Source organism: Halorhodospira halophila, from assembly GCF_016653405.1.
GTDB classification, from domain to species: Bacteria; Pseudomonadota; Gammaproteobacteria; order Nitrococcales; family Halorhodospiraceae; genus Halorhodospira; species Halorhodospira halophila_A.
The window spans coordinates 22624-41584 of record NZ_NHSN01000015.1 but is presented as its reverse complement, the minus strand read 5'-3'; the positions used below and the strand labels follow the sequence as shown (position 1 = coordinate 41584).

Genomic DNA, 18961 nt, shown 5'->3' with positions numbered 1-18961 from the left:
ACGATCGCCACCGCGCACGTGGAGTACGAGTCGGAGAGCCGCCACTACGCCCACGTCGACTGCCCGGGTCACGCCGACTACGTGAAGAACATGATCACCGGCGCGGCGCAGATGGACGGCTCGATCCTGGTGGTCTCCGCCGCCGACGGCCCGATGCCGCAGACGCGTGAGCACATCCTGCTCGCCCGTCAGGTCGGTGTCCCGGCGATCGTGGTCTTCCTGAATAAGGCCGACATGGTCGACGACGCCGAGTTGCTCGAGCTCGTCGAGATGGAGGTCCGCGAGCTGCTGAGCGACTACGACTTCGACGGTGACAACATCCCGGTGGTCACCGGCTCGGCACTGAAGGCGCTCGAGGGGGACGACTCGGAGATGGGGCGTCCGGCGATCATCAAGCTCGTCGAGGCCATGGACGAGCACATCCCGCAGCCGGAGCGTCCGGTTGACGGCGACTTCCTGATGCCGATCGAGGACGTCTTCTCCATCTCGGGTCGCGGCACGGTGGTCACCGGCCGGGTCGAGCGCGGTGTGATCAAGGTCGGTGAAGAGGTCGAGATCGTCGGCATCACCGAGACGCGCAAGACGACCTGCACCGGCGTCGAGATGTTCCGCAAGCTGCTCGACCAGGGCGAGGCGGGTGACAACATCGGTGCGCTGCTGCGCGGGATCAAGCGCGACGACGTCGAGCGTGGCCAGGTGCTGTGCAAGCCGAAGTCGATCACGCCGCACACGCACTTCGAGGCCGAGGTGTACGTCCTGAGCAAGGACGAGGGTGGCCGGCACACGCCGTTTTTCAACGGTTACCGTCCGCAGTTCTACTTCCGGACGACGGACGTCACGGGTACGGTGACGCTGCCGGAGGGCACCGAGATGGTGATGCCGGGCGATAACGTCAAGATGACGGTTCAGCTGATCGCCCCGATCGCCATGGAGGACGGCCTGCGCTTCGCGATCCGCGAGGGCGGCCGCACCGTCGGCGCCGGCGTCGTCTCCAAGATCATCGACTGATCTTGCCAGACCGGGGGTGTGGGTGGTATAACTCCGCACCCTCAGGTCATCAAACACCAGGCCAGTAGCTCAATTGGCAGAGCAGCGGTCTCCAAAACCGCAGGTTGGGGGTTCGAGTCCCTCCTGGCCTGCCAACTTCACGACGCGGTCCGGCGGGCATGGCTCGCCGGACCGCTTCGGTAGCAGGGTCCATGAAGTCAAAGGCAGAGACTGCGAAATCCCCGCTTGACGTCGTTAAGTGGGTCGTAGCCATCGCTCTCGCGCTCGGGGCCGTGGCCGGGTTCTACGTCTTCGGTGACGAGCCGCTCCTCTATCGGGTCGCCGGCCTGCTGGCCGTCGTCGGCGTATCCGTCGCCATCCTTGCCACCACCGCGCAGGGGCGGAACGTCTGGTCGTTCGCCCAGGGGGCCAAGCAGGAGGTGCGCAAGGTCGTCTGGCCTACCCGGCAGGAGACCCTGCAGACCACGCTGATTGTCGCCGCGGTGGTGATCATCGTGGCGATCTTCCTCTGGCTGATGGACCTGCTCCTGCTTTGGCTGGTCGGCATGATCACCGGCCACGGAGGCTGATCCATGGCACTGCGCTGGTATGTAATCCACGCCTACTCGGGCTTTGAAAAGCAGGTCCAGCGTTCCCTTCAGGAGCGCATACGGCGCGCGGGCATGGAGGACAAGTTCGGTGAGATCCTCGTGCCCACCGAGGAAGTCGTCGAGATGCGCGAGGGGCAGAAGCGCAAGAGTGAGCGCAAGTTCTTCCCGGGCTACGTCCTCGTGCAAATGGAGCTCGACGACGACACCTGGCACCTGGTTAAAGAGGTGCCTCGGGTCATGGGCTTTATTGGCGGGCGGCCCGATCGCCCCGCGCCCATCTCCGATCGCGAGGCCGAGCAGATCCTTAGCCGGGTCCGGGAGGGCGCGGAGAAGCCTCGCCCCAAGGTTCTTTTCGAGGTCGGCGAGATCGTGCGGGTCACCGACGGTCCCTTCACCGACTTCAACGGCGCCGTGGAAGAGGTCAACTACGAGAAGAGCCGCCTGCGTGTTGCGGTGCTGATCTTCGGCCGCTCCACGCCCGTCGAGCTCGAGTTTAGCCAAGTCGAGAAAACGTAACCGCGACGCGCCGACCGGCGCGTCTCACCCCACGGGGAGCCCTCACCCGGCGTTCGCACCCGTGACAGGAGCACGCAAGCATGGCGAAGAAGATCGAAGCTTATATCAAGCTGCAGGTCCCTGCCGGGCAGGCCAACCCGAGCCCGCCGGTGGGTCCCGCTCTCGGTCAGCACGGCCTGAACATCATGGAGTTCTGCAAGGCGTTCAACGCCCAGACCCAGGAGATGGAGGCCGGCCTGCCGATCCCGGTGGTGATCACGGTCTACTCCGATCGCAGCTTTACCTTTGTTACCAAGACCCCGCCGGCCGCGATCCTGCTGCTCAAGGCCATTGGCGCCAAGGGCGGCTCGGGCACGCCGAACACCAAGAAGGTCGGCACCGTCCAGCGCGATCAGCTCGAGGAGATCGCCCGGACCAAGTGGCCGGACCTGAACGCCTCCGACATGGACGCGGCGGTGCGCTCCATCGCCGGTACCGCGCGGAGCATGGGCATCGACGTGGAGGGGGTCTAAGCCATGGCCAAGCTGACCAAGCGGCAGAAGCAGATTCGCGAGCGCGTGGACCGCAGCCAAGCCTATCCGGTGGACGAGGCGCTGGCTCTGGTGAAGGAGCTGGCCACGGCGCGCTTCCCCGAGAGCATCGACGTTGCGGTTAACCTCGGCGTCGATCCTCGCAAGTCGGATCAGATCGTCCGCGGCTCCACGGTGCTGCCCAACGGTACCGGTAAGTCGATGCGCGTGGCCGTCTTCGCCCAGGGCGAGAACGCCGACGCCGCGCAGGCCGAGGGTGCCGACGCCGTCGGCATGGACGACTTGGCCGAGCGCATGCAGGGCGGCGAGCTCGACTACGACGTGGTGATCGCCTCGCCGGACGCCATGGGGGTGGTCGGCAAGCTCGGTCCGGTCCTCGGCCCGCGCGGGCTGATGCCCAACCCGAAGACCGGCACCGTCTCCGCCGACGTCGCAGGCGCCGTGCGCAACGCCAAGGCCGGGCAGGTGCGCTACCGCACCGATCGGGGGGGCGTGATCCACTCCGCGATCGGGCGCGCCAACTTCGACGACCAGGCCCTGCGCGAGAACCTGGACGCGCTGCTGGCCGACCTGAACAAGCTCAAGCCGAGCACCTCCAAGGGTGTCTACATCAAGCAGGTCACCGTGTCCTCGACCATGGGCGCCGGTGTCCGCGTCGATAAGGGCACCCTCGGAGTGTGATCCGGAACCTTGGCGGGCCGTGCTGCGGCCCGCCGGACCTGGCCGGCACGGAGGCCGGCCCGGCTGTCTGACAGCGACAGCCGTCCGAGACCGCCGGTGCCCTGCGGGGCTTAAAGGGGAGACCCGCCTGCGTAGACGGTGGCGCAAGCGAGGAGCCTGCACTTCGCCACCGTGAAGCCGACTCGAGAGAGTCGATTCGCGTATCCCAACCACGGGGTGCGCACCATCGGCTCCCGGGAGGCGACTTCCGAGGAGATCAACCTTCCCAGGAGACAGACGATGGGACTGAGTCTGGAGCAGAAAAAGGCGATGGTGCAGGAGGTGGCTGCGGTGGCCCAAGAGGCCCTGACCGCGGTCTCCGCCGAGTACCGGGGCCTGACTGCCGGGGAGATGGACGAGCTGCGCGCCCAGGCGCGTGAGCAGGGCGTCTACCTCCGCGTGGTCAAGAACACCCTGGCCCGGCGGGCAGTGGCCGGCACCGACTTTGAATGCATGACCGAGGGCTTCTACGGGCCGCTCCTGCTGGCGTTCTCGCAGGACGACCCGGGTGCGGCGGCGCGTCTGGTGCGCGACTACCGCAAGAAGAACGAGGCGCTGGTCGTGCGCAACGTGGCGTTCGGCGGCACGCTGTACGGTGCCGAGCACCTCGAGCGGCTGGCCAGCCTGCCGACCCGCGATGAGGCCCTGTCGAAGCTCATGGCGACCATGCGTGCCCCGGTCCAGAAGCTCGCCACCACCACCAACGAGGTGCCGGGCAAGCTGGTGCGGACCCTGGCCGCCGTGCGCGACGCCAAGCAGGCTGCCTGACCTGGCCATACGCCACCGGACCCGCAGGGGTCCACTCGCTGATTACTGAATAGGAGAGACACAGATGGCCGCTTCGAAAGACGAGATCCTTGAGTCCATTGCCAACATGAGCGTCATGGAGGTCGTGGAGCTCATCGAGGCGATGGAAGAGAAGTTCGGCGTCACCGCGGCCGCGGCCGTGGCCGCTGCGCCCGCTGCCGGCGGTGGTGGCGGCGACGAGGGCGCCGCCGCCGAGGAGCAGACCGAGTTCGACGTGATCCTCAGCTCCCACGGCGACAACAAGGTCGGCGTCATCAAGGCCGTGCGCGGCGTGACCGGCCTGGGCCTGAAGGAGGCGAAGGAGGTCGTCGAGGGCTGCCCCGCGCCGATCAAGGAAGGCGCCTCCAAGGAAGAGGCCGACGACATCAAGGCCAAGCTGGAAGAGGCGGGGGCGAGCGTCGAGCTCAAGTGAGCTGGACCGAGCAACCGTCCAAGCGGATGTAAGCGCGGGCTGGCGGCCGGGAGGCCGCCGGCCTTCGCCTGTTGATACTGCATCACCGAATAACGCAGAGACCCTTCGGGGCGCCTGACAAGGCAACGTTACGCCCGGAGCGGTCCCTTTGGCAACGCTGTCCGCGGGAATCCGCGGTCTGGTTCGAGAAGCTGCTCAAGCGCTGAGGAAGCCCGATGGCCTATTCGTTCACCGAGAAGAAGCGCATCCGCAAGGACTTCGGGAAGCTCCCGAATATCCTCGATGTCCCCTACCTGCTGGCGACCCAGGTCGACTCGTACCGGCAGTTCCTGCAGGACGAGGTCAGCGAAGACGAGCGCGACACCGAGGTAGGCCTCGAGGGCGCGTTCCGGTCGGTCTTCCCGATCCAGAGCCACTCCGGGAACGCCGAACTGCAGTACGTCTCGTACCGCATCGGCGACCCGCCGTTCGACGTCAAGGAGTGCCAGAGCCGTGGGCTGACCTACGCCGCGCCGCTGCGCATGCTGGTGCGTCTGGCGCTCTATGACAAGGAGGGCGGCGGCGTCAAGGACATCAAGGAGCAGGAGGTCTACATGGGCGAGATGCCCCTGATGACCTCCACCGGCACCTTCGTGGTCAACGGCACCGAGCGCGTGATCGTCAACCAGCTCCACCGCTCGCCGGGTGTCTTCTTCGACCACGACAAGGGCAAGAGCCACTCCTCCGGCAAGCTGCTCTTCTCGGCGCGCGTCATCCCGTACCGCGGCTCTTGGCTCGACTTCGAGTTCGACCCCAAGGACACGATCTACGTGCGCATCGACCGCCGGCGAAAGCTGCCGGCGACGATCCTGCTGCGTGCCCTCGGCTACACGCCCGAGGAGATGCTCTACGCCTTCTTCGATACCGACCGCTTCCACCTGGGCAGCGGCAACAAGGTCGTGCTCGATCTGGTGCCTGAGCGCCTGCGCGGCGAGACCGCCAGCTTCGATATCGTCGCCGGCGGCGAGACCATCGTCGAGTCGGGCCGGCGGGTCACTGCGCGGCACGTCAAGCAGCTGCAGAAGTCCGGCGTCGAGCAGCTCGAGGTGCCCGAGGACTACCTCACCGGCAAGATCCTCGCCCACGACGTCGTCGACCCGGCCACCGGCGAGCTCCTCGCCGAGGCCAACGCTACGCTGACGCCGGAGATCACCCAGTCGTTCTTCGACGCCGGCATCCGCGAGATCGAGACGCTGTTCGTCAACGACCTCGACCGCGGCCCGTACATGTCCACCACCCTGGCCGCCGACGCCACCCGCAGCCAGATGGAGGCGCTGGTCGAGATCTACCGCATGATGCGTCCCGGCGAGCCGCCGACCAAGGACGCCGCGGAGAACCTCTTCCACACCCTGTTCTTCACCAGCGACCGCTACGATCTGTCGCCGGTGGGGCGGATGAAGTTCAACCTGCGCGTCGGCCGCGACGAGGTCCGTGGCCCGGGCATCCTCTTCGACGGCAAGTACTTCGCGGGCCTCGGCAACGAGGACAAGGACGCCGCTGACCTGCTCGAGCGTTACGGCGAGAGCTCCGATATCCTCGACGTGCTCCGCGAGCTGATCGACATCCGCAACGGCAACGGCCAGGTCGACGACATCGACCACCTGGGCAACCGCCGCGTGCGCTCCGTCGGTGAGATGGCCGAGAATGTCTTCCGAGTCGGCTTGGTGCGCGTCGAGCGTGCCGTCAAGGAGCGCCTCTCCCTGGCTGAGAGCGAGGGGCTGATGCCCCAGGAGCTGATCAACGCGAAGCCGGTGGCCGCGGCCATCAAGGAGTTCTTCGGCTCCTCGCAGCTGTCGCAGTTCATGGACCAGAACAACCCGCTCTCCGAGGTGACCCACAAACGGCGCATCTCGGCACTGGGCCCCGGCGGCCTGACCCGCGAGCGGGCGGGCTTCGAGGTCCGTGACGTGCACCCGACCCACTACGGTCGCGTCTGCCCGATCGAGACGCCGGAGGGGCCGAACATCGGCCTGATCAACTCGCTGGCCGTCTACGCCCAGGCCAACCGCTACGGCTTTCTCGAGACCGCCTACCGCAAAATCGTCGACGGTCAGGTCACCGATCAGGTGGAGTACCTCTCGGCGATCGAGGAGTCGCGCTACGTCATCGCGCAGGCCAACGCCCGCGTGGACGAGAACGGCCACCTTGCCGACGACCTGATCTCGTGCCGTCACCAGAACGAGTTCACCATGGCCACGGCGGACCGCGTCCAGTACATGGACGTCTCGCCGCGCCAGATCGTGTCGGTGGCCGCCTCGCTGGTGCCGTTCCTCGAGCACGACGACGCCAACCGCGCGCTGATGGGTGCGAACATGCAGCGCCAGGCCGTGCCGACGCTGCGTGCCGACAAGCCGCTGGTGGGCACCGGCATGGAGCGCACCGTCGCCCGTGACTCCGGCGTCATCGTCACCGCCGAGCGCGGCGGCGTCGTCGAGCAGGTCGACTCGAGCCGGATCGTCGTGCGCGTCGACGACGACGAGACCACCCCGGGCGAGCCGGGCGTCGACATCTACAGCCTGACCAAGTACACCCGTTCCAACCAGAACACCTGCTTCAGCCAGAAGCCGCTGGTACACGTCGGCGATCACGTCGCCCGGGGCGACGCCCTGGCGGACGGGCCGTCCACGGACATGGGCGAGCTGGCCCTGGGCCAGAACATGCTCGTCGCCTTCATGCCGTGGAATGGCTACAACTTCGAGGACTCGATCCTCATCTCCGAGAAGCTGGTCAAGGAGGATCGCTACACCTCCGTCCACATCGAGGAGCTGACCTGCGTCGCCCGGGACACCAAGCTCGGCAGTGAGGAGATCACCGCCGACATCCCCAACGTCTCCGAGTCGGCCCTTTCCCGCCTCGATGAGTCGGGCATCGTCTACATCGGTGCGGAGGTCAAGGCCGGTGACATCCTCGTCGGCAAGGTCACGCCCAAGGGCGAGACCCAGCTGACGCCGGAGGAGAAGCTGCTGCGGGCGATCTTCGGTGAGAAGGCCTCCGACGTGAAGGACACCTCGCTGCGTGTGCCCACCGGCATGGACGGCACCGTCATCGACGTCCAGGTCTTCACCCGCGACGGCGTCGAGAAGGACGAGCGCGCCCGCGCCATCGAGCGCGAGGAGATTGCCCGGGTGCGCAAGGACCTCGACGACGAGAAGCGCATCTTCGAGGACGACGCCTACGCCCGGCTCGAGAAGCTGCTCGTCGGCAAGGTTGCCGAGGGCGGTCCCAAGGGGCTGGGCAGCGGCGCCGAGGTCACCGAGGCGTATCTGCAGGACCTGCCGCGTGAGCGCTGGTTCGAGATCCGCATGCGCGACGAGGAGGTCAACCAGCAGCTCGAGGCCGTGCGCCACCAGCTGGAGACCCAGAACGACCGCTTCGAGCGTCGCTTCCAGGAGAAGAAGGAGAAGATCACGGCCGGTGACGACCTCTCTCCGGGCGTGCTCAAGACCGTCAAGGTCCATCTGGCCGTCAAGCGCCGCCTGCAGCCCGGCGACAAGTTCGCCGGCCGCCACGGCAACAAGGGCGTGATCTCCATGATCGTCCCCGAAGAGGACATGCCCTTCATGGACGACGGCACGCCGGTGGAGGTCGTCCTGTCGCCGCTCGGTGTCCCGTCGCGGATGAACGTCGGGCAGGTGCTCGAGACCCACCTCGGTTGGGCGGCACGTGGGCTCGGCCACCAGATCGGGCAGATGCTCGAGCAGCAGGCCCAGGCCGAGGAGCTGCGCGGCTACCTCTCCGAGATCTACAACGCCTCCGGGCGCAAGGAGGAACTCGAGACGCTCACGGAGGCCGAACTCCATGAGCTCTGCCGCAACCTGAGCGGCGGCGTGCCCGTGGCCTCGCCGGTGTTCGACGGCGCCAACGAGGCGGAGATCAAGCGCTGGCTGAAGCTCGCCGGCCTGCCCGAGTCGGGTCAGACCACGCTCTACGACGGGCGCACCGGCGATGCCTTCGACCGGCCGGTGACGGTGGGCTACATGTACATGCTCAAGCTCAACCACCTGGTCGACGACAAGGTTCACGCCCGCGCCACCGGGCCGTACTCGCTGGTCACCCAGCAGCCGCTGGGCGGCAAGGCGCAGTTCGGTGGTCAGCGCTTCGGCGAGATGGAGGTCTGGGCCCTGGAGGCTTACGGTGCGGCGTACACCCTGCAGGAGATGCTCACCGTCAAGTCCGACGACGTCAGTGGCCGGACCAAGATGTACAAGAACATCGTCGACGGGGACCACCGCATGGAGGCCGGTATGCCGGAGTCGTTTAACGTCCTGGTCAAGGAGATCCGTTCCCTGGGCATCAACATCGAACTGGAGAGGGACGACTGACAGCGGCGCTCAGCGCCGGGCGTGCGGCGGCCGCGGTGACCTTCGGGGGCCGTGGCCGGACGTCGCCTGAGCGCTGGCGTACCGATTCAGATGCCCGGGGCCGATGCCCCGGGGTCCGAGCCGCCGGGCTAGCGGCGGCGACCTGAGATCAACGCGCGAGCGGGCAGCAGACATGAGAGATCTTCTCAACCTTTTCAAGCAGCCGGGTGCTCAGCTGGAGGACTTCGACGCGATCCGTATCGGGCTGGCATCGCCCGAGATGATCCGTTCCTGGTCCTACGGCGAGGTCAAGAAGCCGGAGACCATCAACTACCGCACCTTCAAGCCGGAGCGCGACGGGCTCTTCTGCGCCAAGATCTTCGGCCCGGTGAAGGACTACGAGTGCCTGTGCGGCAAGTACAAGCGGCTCAAGCACCGGGGCGTGGTCTGCGAGAAGTGCGGTGTCGAGGTGACCGTCGCCAAGGTGCGCCGCGAGCGCATGGGGCATATCGACCTGGCCAGCCCGGTGGCCCACATCTGGTTCCTCAAGAGCCTGCCGTCGCGCATCGGCCTGCTGCTGGACATGACCCTGCGCGACGTCGAGCGGGTGCTCTACTTCGAGGCGTACATCGTCATTGAGCCCGGCATGACCCCGCTCGAGCAGGGGCAGTTGCTGACCGACGAGCAGTACCTCGAGGCCGTCGAGGAGCACGGCGACGAGTTCGACGCCCGCATGGGTGCCGAGGCGGTGCTCGAGATCCTCAAGGGCATGGACCTGGAGGCCGAGGCGCGCCGGCTGCGTGACGACATCGAGGCCACCGGTTCCGAGTCCAAGATCAAGCGCCTGTCCAAGCGGCTCAAGCTGCTCGAGGCGTTCCTCGAGTCCGGCAACAAGCCCGAGTGGCTGATCATGACCGTCCTGCCGGTCCTGCCGCCGGACCTGCGCCCGCTGGTGCCGCTCGACGGCGGTCGCTTCGCCACCTCGGATCTCAACGATCTGTACCGGCGGGTGATCAACCGCAACAACCGCCTCAAGCGGCTGTTGGAGCTGGCCGCACCGGACATCATCGTGCGCAACGAGAAGCGCATGCTCCAGGAGTCCGTCGACGCCCTGCTCGACAACGGCCGCCGCGGCCGGGCGATCACCGGCACCAACAAGCGCCCGCTCAAGTCCCTGGCCGACATGATCAAGGGCAAGCAGGGGCGCTTCCGGCAGAACCTGCTGGGCAAGCGCGTCGACTACTCCGGCCGTTCCGTGATCGTGGTCGGCCCGACGCTGCGCCTGCACCAGTGTGGCCTGCCCAAGCGCATGGCGCTGGAGCTGTTCAAGCCGTTCATCTTCTCCAAGCTGCAGCGCCGCGGCCTGGCCACCACCATCAAGGCGGCCAAGAAGATGGTCGAGCGCGAGACCGGCGAGGTCTGGGACATCCTCGACGAGGTCATCCGCGAGCACCCGGTGCTGCTCAACCGCGCACCGACGCTCCACCGCCTCGGCATCCAGGCCTTCGAGCCGGTGCTCATCGAGGGCAAGGCCATCCAGCTCCACCCGCTGGTATGCACCGCCTACAACGCCGACTTCGACGGCGACCAGATGGCGGTGCACGTGCCGCTGTCGCTCGAGGCGCAGCTCGAGTCGCGGGCGATGATGATGTCCACCAACAACATCCTCTCGCCGGCCTCGGGTGAGCCGATCATCGTCCCCTCCCAGGACGTGGTGCTGGGCATCTACTACATGACCCGCGAGCGCGTGAACGCCCGCGGTGAGGGGATGCGGCTGTCCGGTGTCGAAGAGGTCCACCGCGCCTACCAGACCGGCGCCGCCGAACTCGGTGCGCGGATCGAGGTGCGCGTCCGCGAGCGCGTCTTCGACGACACCGGCGAGCTGGTCGAGCGCGTTCAACGCCGGCAGACCACCATCGGGCGTGCCCTGCTGTTCGACATCGTCCCTGACGGCCTGCCCTTCGAGGCCGTCGACCGCGAGCTCGACAAGAAGGGCATCTCCGGGCTGGTTAACGCTTGCTACCGCCGCGTCGGCCTCAAGGGCACGGTCATCTTCGCCGACCAGCTGATGTACACAGGCTTCTTCTACTCCACCAAGGCCGGCGTCTCCATCGGCGTTGACGACATGGAGGTGCCTACGGACAAGGAGGAGGCCCTGCGCTCGGCCGAGGAGGAGGTCCGCGAGATCGAGGACCAGTACGCCTCCGGGCTCGTTACCAGCGGCGAGCGTTACAACAAGGTCGTCGACATCTGGGCGCACACCAACGACCAGGTCGCCGGCGCCATGATGGAGAAGATGGGCAAGGAGACGGTCATCGATGCCGAGGGCAACGAGACCGAGCAGAAGTCCCTGAACTCCATCTTCATCATGGCGGACTCCGGTGCCCGTGGCTCGGCCGCGCAGATCCGCCAGCTCGCCGGCATGCGCGGCCTGATGGCCAAACCCGACGGTTCGATCATCGAGACGCCGATCACGGCCAACTTCCGCGAGGGCCTCAACGTCCTGCAGTACTTCATCTCCACCCACGGCGCCCGGAAGGGCCTGGCCGATACGGCGCTCAAGACGGCCAACTCCGGCTACCTGACCCGCCGCCTGGTGGACGTCTCGCAGGACCTGGTGGTCACCGAGGAAGACTGCGGCACCACCGATGGCCTCGTGCAGACCCCGATCATCGAGGGCGGGGACGTCGTCGAGACCCTCGCCGAGCGGGTGCTCGGCCGCGTCGTGGCCGAGGACGTGGCGGTGCCCGGCAGCACCGAGATCGCCGTCGAGGCCGGCACGTTGCTCGACGAGGACTGGGTCGAGCGCCTTGAGCGTATGGGTGTGGACGAGATCAAGGTCCGCTCTGCGGTCACCTGCGAGACCCGCCACGGCGTCTGCGCCAAGTGCTACGGCCGTGACCTGGCCCGTGGCCATGGCGTCAACATCGGCGAGGCCGTCGGCGTCATCGCCGCGCAGTCCATCGGCGAGCCTGGCACGCAGCTGACCATGCGCACCTTCCACATCGGCGGTGCCGCCTCGCGGGCGGCCGCCGTCTCCCAGGTGGAGGTGCGCAATACCGGCAAGGCGCGGCTGCACAACATCAAGACCGTGCAGCACCACTCCGGCAGCTATGTGGCCGTCTCTCGCTCCGGCGAGCTCACCGTCATGGACGAGTACGGCCGCGAGCGCGAGCGCTACAAGATCCCCTACGGCGCCGTGCTGAGCGTCGGCGACGAGGATCCCGTCGAGGCCGGCCAGGTGGTGGCCAACTGGGACCCCCACACCCACCCGATCGTCACCGAGGTGGACGGGTACGTCCGCTTCCACGACTTCGTCGAGGGGGTCACCGTGCAGCGTGAGGTCGACGAGGTCACCGGCCTGTCGAGCCTCGTGGTCACCGATCCGAAGAGTCGCGGGACCGGCGAGCACAAGCGCCAGGTCACCGACGCCAACGGCAAGGTCACCGAGGAGCGGGTCGCCTACAAGGACCTGCGCCCGATGATCAAGCTCGTCGACGGCGACGGCAACGACTTGAACATCGCCGGCACGCAGATCCCGGCCCACTACTACCTGCCGGCTGGTGCCATTGTCTCGCTGGAGGACAACGCCGAAGTCCGCGTGGGTGACGCCCTGGCGCGCATCCCGCAGGAGGCGTCCAAGACCCGTGACATCACCGGCGGTCTGCCGCGGGTGGCCGACCTGTTCGAGGCGCGTAAGCCCAAGGAGCCGGCGATCCTCGCCGAGGCCTCCGGCACCGTCGGCTTCGGCAAGGAGACCAAGGGCAAGCAGCGGCTGATCATCACCAAGGCCGACGGCGAGACCCACGAGGAGCTCATCCCCAAGTGGCGGAACGTCACCGTCTTCGAGGGCGAGCACGTGGAGAAGGGCGAGACCATCGCCGATGGCGAGCCCAACCCCCACGACATCCTGCGGCTGCTCGGCGTGACCAAGCTTGCCGAGTACATCGTCCAGGAGATCCAGGACGTCTTCCGCCTCCAGGGCGTGGGCATCAACGACAAGCACATCGAGGTGATCGTCCGCCAGATGCTGCGCAAGACCATCGTCTCCGACCCGGGCGATTCGCTCTACCTCAAGGGCGAGCAGGTCGACCGGGCCAAGCTGCTCGAAGAGAACGAGCGGCTCGAGGCGCAGAGCAAGCAGCCGGCCCAATGGGAGCCGTCGCTGCTGGGCATCACCAAGGCGTCGCTGTCCACCGAGTCGTTCATCTCGGCGGCCTCCTTCCAGGAGACCACCCGGGTGCTCACCGAGGCGGCGACCCGCGGCATCCGAGACGACCTGCGTGGCCTGAAGGAGAACGTCATCGTCGGCCGGCTCATCCCGGCGGGCACCGGATTCGCCTACCACGCCGCGCGGCGCCAGGAGGCCCCCGGTCCGGTGGCGACGCCGGAGCAGCAGGCCGAGGAGGTCTTCGCCTCGCTCGGTCAGGGCGAAGGCGCGGATTCCTCCGGTCCCTCCGGCGAGGAGGCCGGGCCCGAGGCCGAATAGCCCCGAGCAACCGCAACGCAAGCCGTGCGCCCCGGGGTGGTCCCGGGGCGTGTCATTGACAAGGGCGCGGGATCACCCTAGAATGCCGCGTCTTCGACAGGCCGGCCATCCGGCCTGTCGTTTTTGGGTCGGTACGGAGCGCAAAACCCTATGGCGACAGTGAACCAGTTGGTGCGCAAAGGTCGCACCAAGCGCACCGCGAAGAGCAGTGTGCCGGCGCTGGAGGCGAGTCCTCAGAAGCGCGGCGTATGCACTCGCGTCTACACCACCACGCCGAAGAAGCCGAACTCCGCGCTGCGGAAGGTGGCGCGTGTGCGTCTGACCAACGGTTACGAGGTGGCCTCCTACATCGGTGGTGAGGGTCACAACCTCCAGGAGCACTCGGTCGTCCTCATTCGTGGCGGGCGTGTCAAGGACCTGCCTGGTGTGCGCTACCACGTCGTCCGCGGTGCCGCGGATACGGCGGGTGTCGACAAGCGCCGGCAGGGTCGTTCCAAGTACGGCGCCAAGCGCCCGAAGAAGAAGTAACGGGACTCAGTCATGCCTAGGAGACGAGAAGTACCCAAGCGCAAGGTCCTGCCCGATCCCAAGTACGGGAGTGAGGTCCTGACCAAATTCGTCAACATGGTCATGAGCGACGGCAAGCGCTCGGTGGCCGAGCGAATCCTCTACGGGGCCCTGGAGCGCATCGGCGCCAAGCACGACGATCCGATCGAGGTCATGGAGACCGCGCTCGAGAACGTCAAGCCGCGGGTCGAGGTCAAGTCCCGGCGCGTCGGTGGCGCTACGTATCAGGTCCCGGTCGAGGTCCGCCCCGAGCGGCGCCAGACCCTCGCCATGCGCTGGCTGCTCGAGGCGGCCCGCAAGCGCGGCGAGAAGACCATGGCCGCGCGCATGGCCAACGAGATGCTTGAGGCGGCGGAGAGTCGCGGGACGGCCGTGAAAAAGCGTGAAGACACGCACCGCATGGCCGAGGCCAACAAGGCCTTCTCGCACTACCGCTGGTAAACGCAGAAACACGCTTCAAAACGGGGTATTCCACCGTGGCACGCAAGACACCCATCGAGCGCTATCGGAACATCGGCATCGCCGCTCACATCGATGCCGGCAAGACCACCACCACCGAGCGCATCCTGTTTTACACCGGTGTCTCGCACAAGATGGGTGAGACCCATGACGGTGCGGCGACCATGGACTGGATGTCCCAGGAACAGGAGCGTGGCATCACCATTACGTCCGCCGCGACCACCTGCTTCTGGCGCGGCATGGACCAGCAGTACCCCGAGACCCGGATCAACATCATCGACACCCCGGGTCACGTCGACTTCACCATCGAGGTGGAGCGCTCGCTGCGGGTGCTCGACGGCGCCGTCGCCGTGTTCTGTGCCGTCGGTGGCGTGGAGCCGCAGTCCGAGACGGTCTGGCGCCAGGCCAACAAGTACGGCGTGCCGCGCATGGCGTTCGTCAACAAGATGGACCGCGCTGGCGCCGACTTCTCGCGTGTGGTCAGCCAGATCCGCGAGCGGCTCGGTTCCCAGGCGGTGCCGATCCAGCTGCCCATTGGCGCCGAGGACCAGTTCGAGGGCATCATCGACCTGCTGCGCATGTCCGCCATCTACTGGGACCGCGACGAGCAGGGCATGACCTACTCCGAGCGGGAGATCCCGGAAGAGCTCAGGGCCGACGCCGAGGCCGCCCGCGAGGAGATGGTCGAGGCCGCCGCCGAGGCGGACGAAGAGCTGATGGACAAGTACCTCAACGAAGGGGAACTGTCCCACGACGACATCAAGCGTGGCTTGCGCCAGCGCACCCTGAACACCGAGATCGTGCTGTGCATGTGCGGCTCGGCGTTCAAGAACAAGGGCGTTCAGACGCTGCTCGACGCCGTCATCGAATTCCTGCCGGCGCCCAACGAGGTCCCGGCCATCGAGGGTGTGCTCGATGACGAAGAGACCGTGGTCACCCGCGAGTCCAGCGACGATCAGCCCTTCGCGGCGCTGGCGTTCAAGATCGCCAACGATCCGTACGTCGGCAACCTCACGTTCTTCCGCGTCTACTCCGGCGTGCTAAGCTCCGGCGACGCGGTCTTCAACCCGGTCAAGGGCAAGAAGGAGCGCATCGGCCGTCTGCTGCAGATGCACTCCAACCAGCGCGAGGAGATCAAGGAGGTCCGCGCCGGCGACATCGCCGCCGCTGTCGGCCTGAAGGATGTCACCACCGGTGACACCCTGTGCGATCCGAGCAACAAGGTCACGCTCGAGCGCATGGAGTTCCCCGAGCCGGTGATCGCCGTTGCCGTCGAGCCGAAGACGCGCAGTGATCAAGAGAAGATGGGCCAGGCCCTCGGCCGGCTGGCGCAGGAGGATCCGTCCTTCCGCGTGCGCACCGACGAGGAGTCCGGGCAGACCATCATCTCCGGCATGGGTGAGCTGCACCTGGATATCATCGTCGACCGCCTCAAGCGGGAGTTCAAGGTCGAGGCCAACGTCGGCGCGCCGCAGGTCGCCTACCGCGAGACCATCCGTAAGCAGGTCGAGCAGGAAGGCAAGTTCGTGCGCCAGTCCGGTGGCCGCGGCCAGTACGGTCACGTGCACATCCGCATGAAGCCGCAGGAGCGTGGCGACGGCTACAACTTCGAGAGCAAGATCGTCGGCGGCGTGGTGCCCAAGGAGTACGTGCCGTCGGTCGACCACGGCTGTCGCGAGGTCATGGAAGAGGGCGTGCTCGCCGGCTACCCGGTGGTCGACGTGGCCGTGGAGCTCTACGACGGCTCCTACCACGATGTCGACTCCTCGGAGATGGCGTTCAAGATCGCCGGCTCCATGGCCTTTCGCGAAGGGTTCATGAAGGCGGATCCGGTTCTGCTCGAGCCCGTGATGAAGGTCGAGGTGGTCACGCCGGAGGAGTACATGGGCGACGTGGTCGGTGACCTCAACCGTCGGCGTGGCACCGTGCAGAAGATGGAGGACATCCCCAACGGCAAGCAGATCCGTGCCCAGGTGCCGCTGAAGGAGATGTTCGGCTACGCGACGGACCTGCGCTCCAACACCCAGGGGCGTGCCTCCTACGTGATGGAGTTCGAGGAGTATCACGAGGCGCCGGCGAGCATCGCCGATGAAGTGATCAAGAAGGCGTCGTAAGCGTACGTCGCCGTTCAGTTTCAGACGAGAGACCGTACAAGATAAACGAGGTGTGGCGTGTCCAAGGAAAAGTTTGAGCGTAAGAAGCCGCACATCAACGTCGGCACCATCGGTCACGTGGACCATGGCAAGACGACGCTGACTGCGGCCCTGACCAAGGTCCTGGCGGAAGCTCACGGCGGCGACGCCCGCGCGTTCGATCAGATCGACAACGCGCCGGAGGAGCGTGCTCGCGGCATCACGATCGCCACCGCGCACGTGGAGTACGAGTCGGAGAGCCGCCACTACGCCCACGTCGACTGCCCGGGTCACGCCGACTACGTGAAGAACATGATCACCGGCGCGGCGCAGATGGACGGCTCGATCCTGGTGGTCTCCGCCGCCGACGGCCCGATGCCGCAGACGCGTGAGCACATCCTGCTCGCCCGTCAGGTCGGTGTCCCGGCGATCGTGGTCTTCCTGAACAAGGCCGACATGGTCGACGACGCCGAGCTGCTCGAGCTCGTCGAGATGGAGGTCCGCGAGCTGCTGAGCGACTACGACTTCGACGGTGACAACATCCCGGTGGTCACCGGCTCGGCGCTGAAGGCGCTCGAGGGCGACGACTCGGAGATGGGGCGTCCGGCGATCATCAAGCTCGTCGAGGCCATGGACGAGCACATCCCGCAGCCGGAGCGTCCGGTTGACGGCGACTTCCTGATGCCGATCGAGGACGTCTTCTCCATCTCGGGTCGCGGCACGGTGGTCACCGGCCGGGTCGAGCGCGGTGTGATCAAGGTCGGTGAAGAGGTCGAGATCGTCGGCATCACCGAGACGCGCAAGACGACCTGCACCGGCGTCGAGATGTTCCGCAAGCTGCTCGACCAGGGCGAGGCGGGTGACAACATCGGTGCGCTGCTGCGCGGGATCAAGCGCGACGACGTCGAGCGTGGCCAGGTGCTGTGCAAGCCGAAGTCGATCACGCCGCACACGCACTTCGAGGCCGAGGTGTACGTCCTGAGCAAGGACGAGGGTGGCCGGCACACGCCGTTTTTCAACGGCTACCGTCCGCAGTTCTACTTCCGGACGACGGACGTCACGGGTACGGTGACGCTGCCGGAGGGCACCGAGATGGTGATGCCGGGCGATAACGTCAAGATGACGGTTCAGCTGATCGCCCCGATCGCCATGGAGGACGGCCTGCGCTTCGCGATCCGCGAGGGCGGCCGCACCGTCGGCGCCGGCGTCGTCTCCAAGATCATCGAGTAAAGTAGCCATGGCGACCGCAGCGGCAACACAGAACCAGCGTATCCGGATCCGGCTGAAGGCGTTCGATCACCGTCTGATCGATCAGTCCGCCCGGGAAATCGTGGATACCGCGAAGCGGACCGGGGCCCACGTCTGTGGCCCCATCCCGCTTCCGGTCAAGAAGGAGCGGTTTACCGTGCTGACCTCGCCGCACGTCAATAAGGACGCGCGGGACCAGTACGAGATCCGCACCCACAAGCGGCTGATGGACATCATCGACCCGACGGACAAGACGGTCGACGCGCTGATGAAGCTCGACCTGGCCGCCGGTGTCGACGTTCAGATCAAGCTCTACTGACACGTCGAGCCGCCGTATCGACAACGACCGGCGGTGACCGGCGCTCCGGCCGGCAAGCGGCGGGCCGCCCCGCAGGGGCTGCGCGCCGTGCGCCCGCCGGAGTCTATTCGTTCCCGGTGAGCTAGATCCGGGCAGAGAGATTTTGAGGAGACGCGGACGATGGCAATTGGAATCGTCGGTCGCAAGCGCGGCATGACGCGTGTTTTTACCGAAGAAGGGGGCTCGATCCCGGTGACCGTCGTCGAGGCGGACCCGAATCGCGTCACCCAGGTGAAGACCGAGGAGAGTGACGGCTACCGCGCCGTGCAGGTGACCGCCGGCCGGCGCAAGCCGCAGCGCGTGCGCAAGCCCGAGGCGGGGCATTTCGCCCGCGCCGGGGTCGAGGCCGGCCGCGGCGTGTGGGAGTTCCGGCTGGACAAGGGCCAGCGCGCCACGGACGAGGAGCTGCCGGAGGCCGGTGCCTCCATCGAAGTGGGCAGCTTCGAGGCCGGCCAGAAGGTCGACGTCACTGGCACCAGCAAGGGCCGGGGCTTCGCGGGTACGGTGCGTCGACATAACTTCCGGGCCCAGCGCAACACCCACGGCAACTCGAAGTCGCACCGGGTCCCGGGCTCCATCGGCCAGTGCCAGAGCCCCGGGCGCGTGTTCAAGGGCAAGAAGATGGCCGGGCAGATGGGCAATCGGCGCGCCACCGTCCAGAACCTGGAGGTCGTGCGCGTGGATAGCGAGCGCAACCTGCTGCTCATCCGGGGTGCTGTCCCCGGGGCCGTCGGCAGCGACCTGATCGTCCGTCCGGCGAGCAAGGCGTAAGAGGTGACAGGGGG

The 18961-nt window shown here is 66.8% G+C and carries 15 protein-coding genes and 1 tRNA gene; all 16 read left to right on the top strand.

Annotated elements, in window-relative coordinates:
- On the top strand, window positions 1-1008 hold a 1008-nt coding region (gene tuf, locus CCR79_RS04595; RefSeq protein WP_201169255.1), incomplete at its 5' end, for an elongation factor Tu.
- Window positions 1009-1066: 58 nt separating this feature from the next.
- Window positions 1067-1142, top strand: a tRNA-Trp gene (locus tag CCR79_RS04590).
- Between the two features lie 57 nt (window positions 1143-1199).
- Complete coding sequence (gene secE, locus CCR79_RS04585; RefSeq protein WP_201169253.1) at window positions 1200-1577, top strand: preprotein translocase subunit SecE; 378 nt, start codon at window positions 1200-1202, stop codon at window positions 1575-1577.
- Between the two features lie 3 nt (window positions 1578-1580).
- Window positions 1581-2114: a transcription termination/antitermination protein NusG gene (gene nusG, locus CCR79_RS04580; protein ID WP_011813669.1), complete on the top strand. Its 534-nt coding sequence runs from the start codon at window positions 1581-1583 to the stop codon at window positions 2112-2114.
- An 80-nt stretch (window positions 2115-2194) separates the two neighbouring features.
- The gene (gene rplK, locus CCR79_RS04575; protein WP_201169251.1) at window positions 2195-2626 is read left to right on the top strand and encodes a 50S ribosomal protein L11; all 432 of its coding nucleotides are present in this window, start codon (window positions 2195-2197) and stop codon (window positions 2624-2626) included.
- A 3-nt stretch (window positions 2627-2629) separates the two neighbouring features.
- Entirely contained in the window at window positions 2630-3325 is a 696-nt protein-coding gene (gene rplA / locus CCR79_RS04570) for a 50S ribosomal protein L1 (RefSeq protein ID WP_201169250.1), read from the top strand.
- A gap of 279 nt (window positions 3326-3604) precedes the next feature.
- Window positions 3605-4132 (top strand): 50S ribosomal protein L10, encoded by a 528-nt coding sequence (gene rplJ, locus CCR79_RS04565; RefSeq protein WP_201169249.1) that lies wholly within the window; start codon window positions 3605-3607, stop codon window positions 4130-4132.
- 64 nt (window positions 4133-4196) lie between these two features.
- Window positions 4197-4583 carry a 50S ribosomal protein L7/L12 gene (rplL, locus tag CCR79_RS04560; RefSeq protein ID WP_201169248.1) on the top strand — a complete coding sequence of 129 codons (387 nt, stop codon included), beginning with the start codon at window positions 4197-4199 and terminating at the stop codon, window positions 4581-4583.
- A gap of 215 nt (window positions 4584-4798) precedes the next feature.
- Window positions 4799-8944 carry a DNA-directed RNA polymerase subunit beta gene (gene rpoB, locus CCR79_RS04555; protein WP_201169247.1) on the top strand — a complete coding sequence of 1382 codons (4146 nt, stop codon included), beginning with the start codon at window positions 4799-4801 and terminating at the stop codon, window positions 8942-8944.
- A gap of 172 nt (window positions 8945-9116) precedes the next feature.
- Window positions 9117-13412 carry a DNA-directed RNA polymerase subunit beta' gene (rpoC, locus tag CCR79_RS04550; protein ID WP_201169245.1) on the top strand — a complete coding sequence of 1432 codons (4296 nt, stop codon included), beginning with the start codon at window positions 9117-9119 and terminating at the stop codon, window positions 13410-13412.
- Between the two features lie 150 nt (window positions 13413-13562).
- On the top strand, window positions 13563-13940 hold the full coding sequence (gene rpsL / locus CCR79_RS04545) for a 30S ribosomal protein S12 (RefSeq protein WP_201169243.1): 378 nt from the start codon (window positions 13563-13565) through the stop codon (window positions 13938-13940).
- A 12-nt stretch (window positions 13941-13952) separates the two neighbouring features.
- Window positions 13953-14420: a 30S ribosomal protein S7 gene (gene rpsG / locus CCR79_RS04540; protein ID WP_201169241.1), complete on the top strand. Its 468-nt coding sequence runs from the start codon at window positions 13953-13955 to the stop codon at window positions 14418-14420.
- Window positions 14421-14455: 35 nt separating this feature from the next.
- Window positions 14456-16552 (top strand): elongation factor G, encoded by a 2097-nt coding sequence (fusA, locus tag CCR79_RS04535; RefSeq protein ID WP_201169238.1) that lies wholly within the window; start codon window positions 14456-14458, stop codon window positions 16550-16552.
- A gap of 57 nt (window positions 16553-16609) precedes the next feature.
- Complete coding sequence (tuf, locus tag CCR79_RS04530; protein WP_201169237.1) at window positions 16610-17800, top strand: elongation factor Tu; 1191 nt, start codon at window positions 16610-16612, stop codon at window positions 17798-17800.
- A 7-nt stretch (window positions 17801-17807) separates the two neighbouring features.
- Window positions 17808-18137: a 30S ribosomal protein S10 gene (gene rpsJ / locus CCR79_RS04525; RefSeq protein ID WP_011813658.1), complete on the top strand. Its 330-nt coding sequence runs from the start codon at window positions 17808-17810 to the stop codon at window positions 18135-18137.
- 159 nt (window positions 18138-18296) lie between these two features.
- On the top strand, window positions 18297-18947 hold the full coding sequence (gene rplC, locus CCR79_RS04520) for a 50S ribosomal protein L3 (protein ID WP_201169236.1): 651 nt from the start codon (window positions 18297-18299) through the stop codon (window positions 18945-18947).
- Window positions 18948-18961: the final 14 nt, after the last annotated feature.

Bases quoted from the DNA above. Each gene is read 5' to 3' on its own strand.
- nusG (WP_011813669.1), top strand. From the start codon at position 1,581: ATGGCACTGCGCTGGTATGTAATCCACGCCTACTCGGGCTTTGAAAAG.
- rplC (WP_201169236.1), top strand. From the start codon at position 18,297: ATGGCAATTGGAATCGTCGGTCGCAAGCGCGGCATGACGCGTGTTTTT.
- rpsJ (WP_011813658.1), top strand. From the start codon at position 17,808: ATGGCGACCGCAGCGGCAACACAGAACCAGCGTATCCGGATCCGGCTG.
- rplK (WP_201169251.1), top strand. From the start codon at position 2,195: ATGGCGAAGAAGATCGAAGCTTATATCAAGCTGCAGGTCCCTGCCGGG.
- rpsL (WP_201169243.1), top strand. From the start codon at position 13,563: ATGGCGACAGTGAACCAGTTGGTGCGCAAAGGTCGCACCAAGCGCACC.
- rplA (WP_201169250.1), top strand. From the start codon at position 2,630: ATGGCCAAGCTGACCAAGCGGCAGAAGCAGATTCGCGAGCGCGTGGAC.
- rpsG (WP_201169241.1), top strand. From the start codon at position 13,953: ATGCCTAGGAGACGAGAAGTACCCAAGCGCAAGGTCCTGCCCGATCCC.
- rplL (WP_201169248.1), top strand. From the start codon at position 4,197: ATGGCCGCTTCGAAAGACGAGATCCTTGAGTCCATTGCCAACATGAGC.
- rpoC (WP_201169245.1), top strand. From the start codon at position 9,117: ATGAGAGATCTTCTCAACCTTTTCAAGCAGCCGGGTGCTCAGCTGGAG.
- secE (WP_201169253.1), top strand. From the start codon at position 1,200: ATGAAGTCAAAGGCAGAGACTGCGAAATCCCCGCTTGACGTCGTTAAG.
- rplJ (WP_201169249.1), top strand. From the start codon at position 3,605: ATGGGACTGAGTCTGGAGCAGAAAAAGGCGATGGTGCAGGAGGTGGCT.
- rpoB (WP_201169247.1), top strand. From the start codon at position 4,799: ATGGCCTATTCGTTCACCGAGAAGAAGCGCATCCGCAAGGACTTCGGG.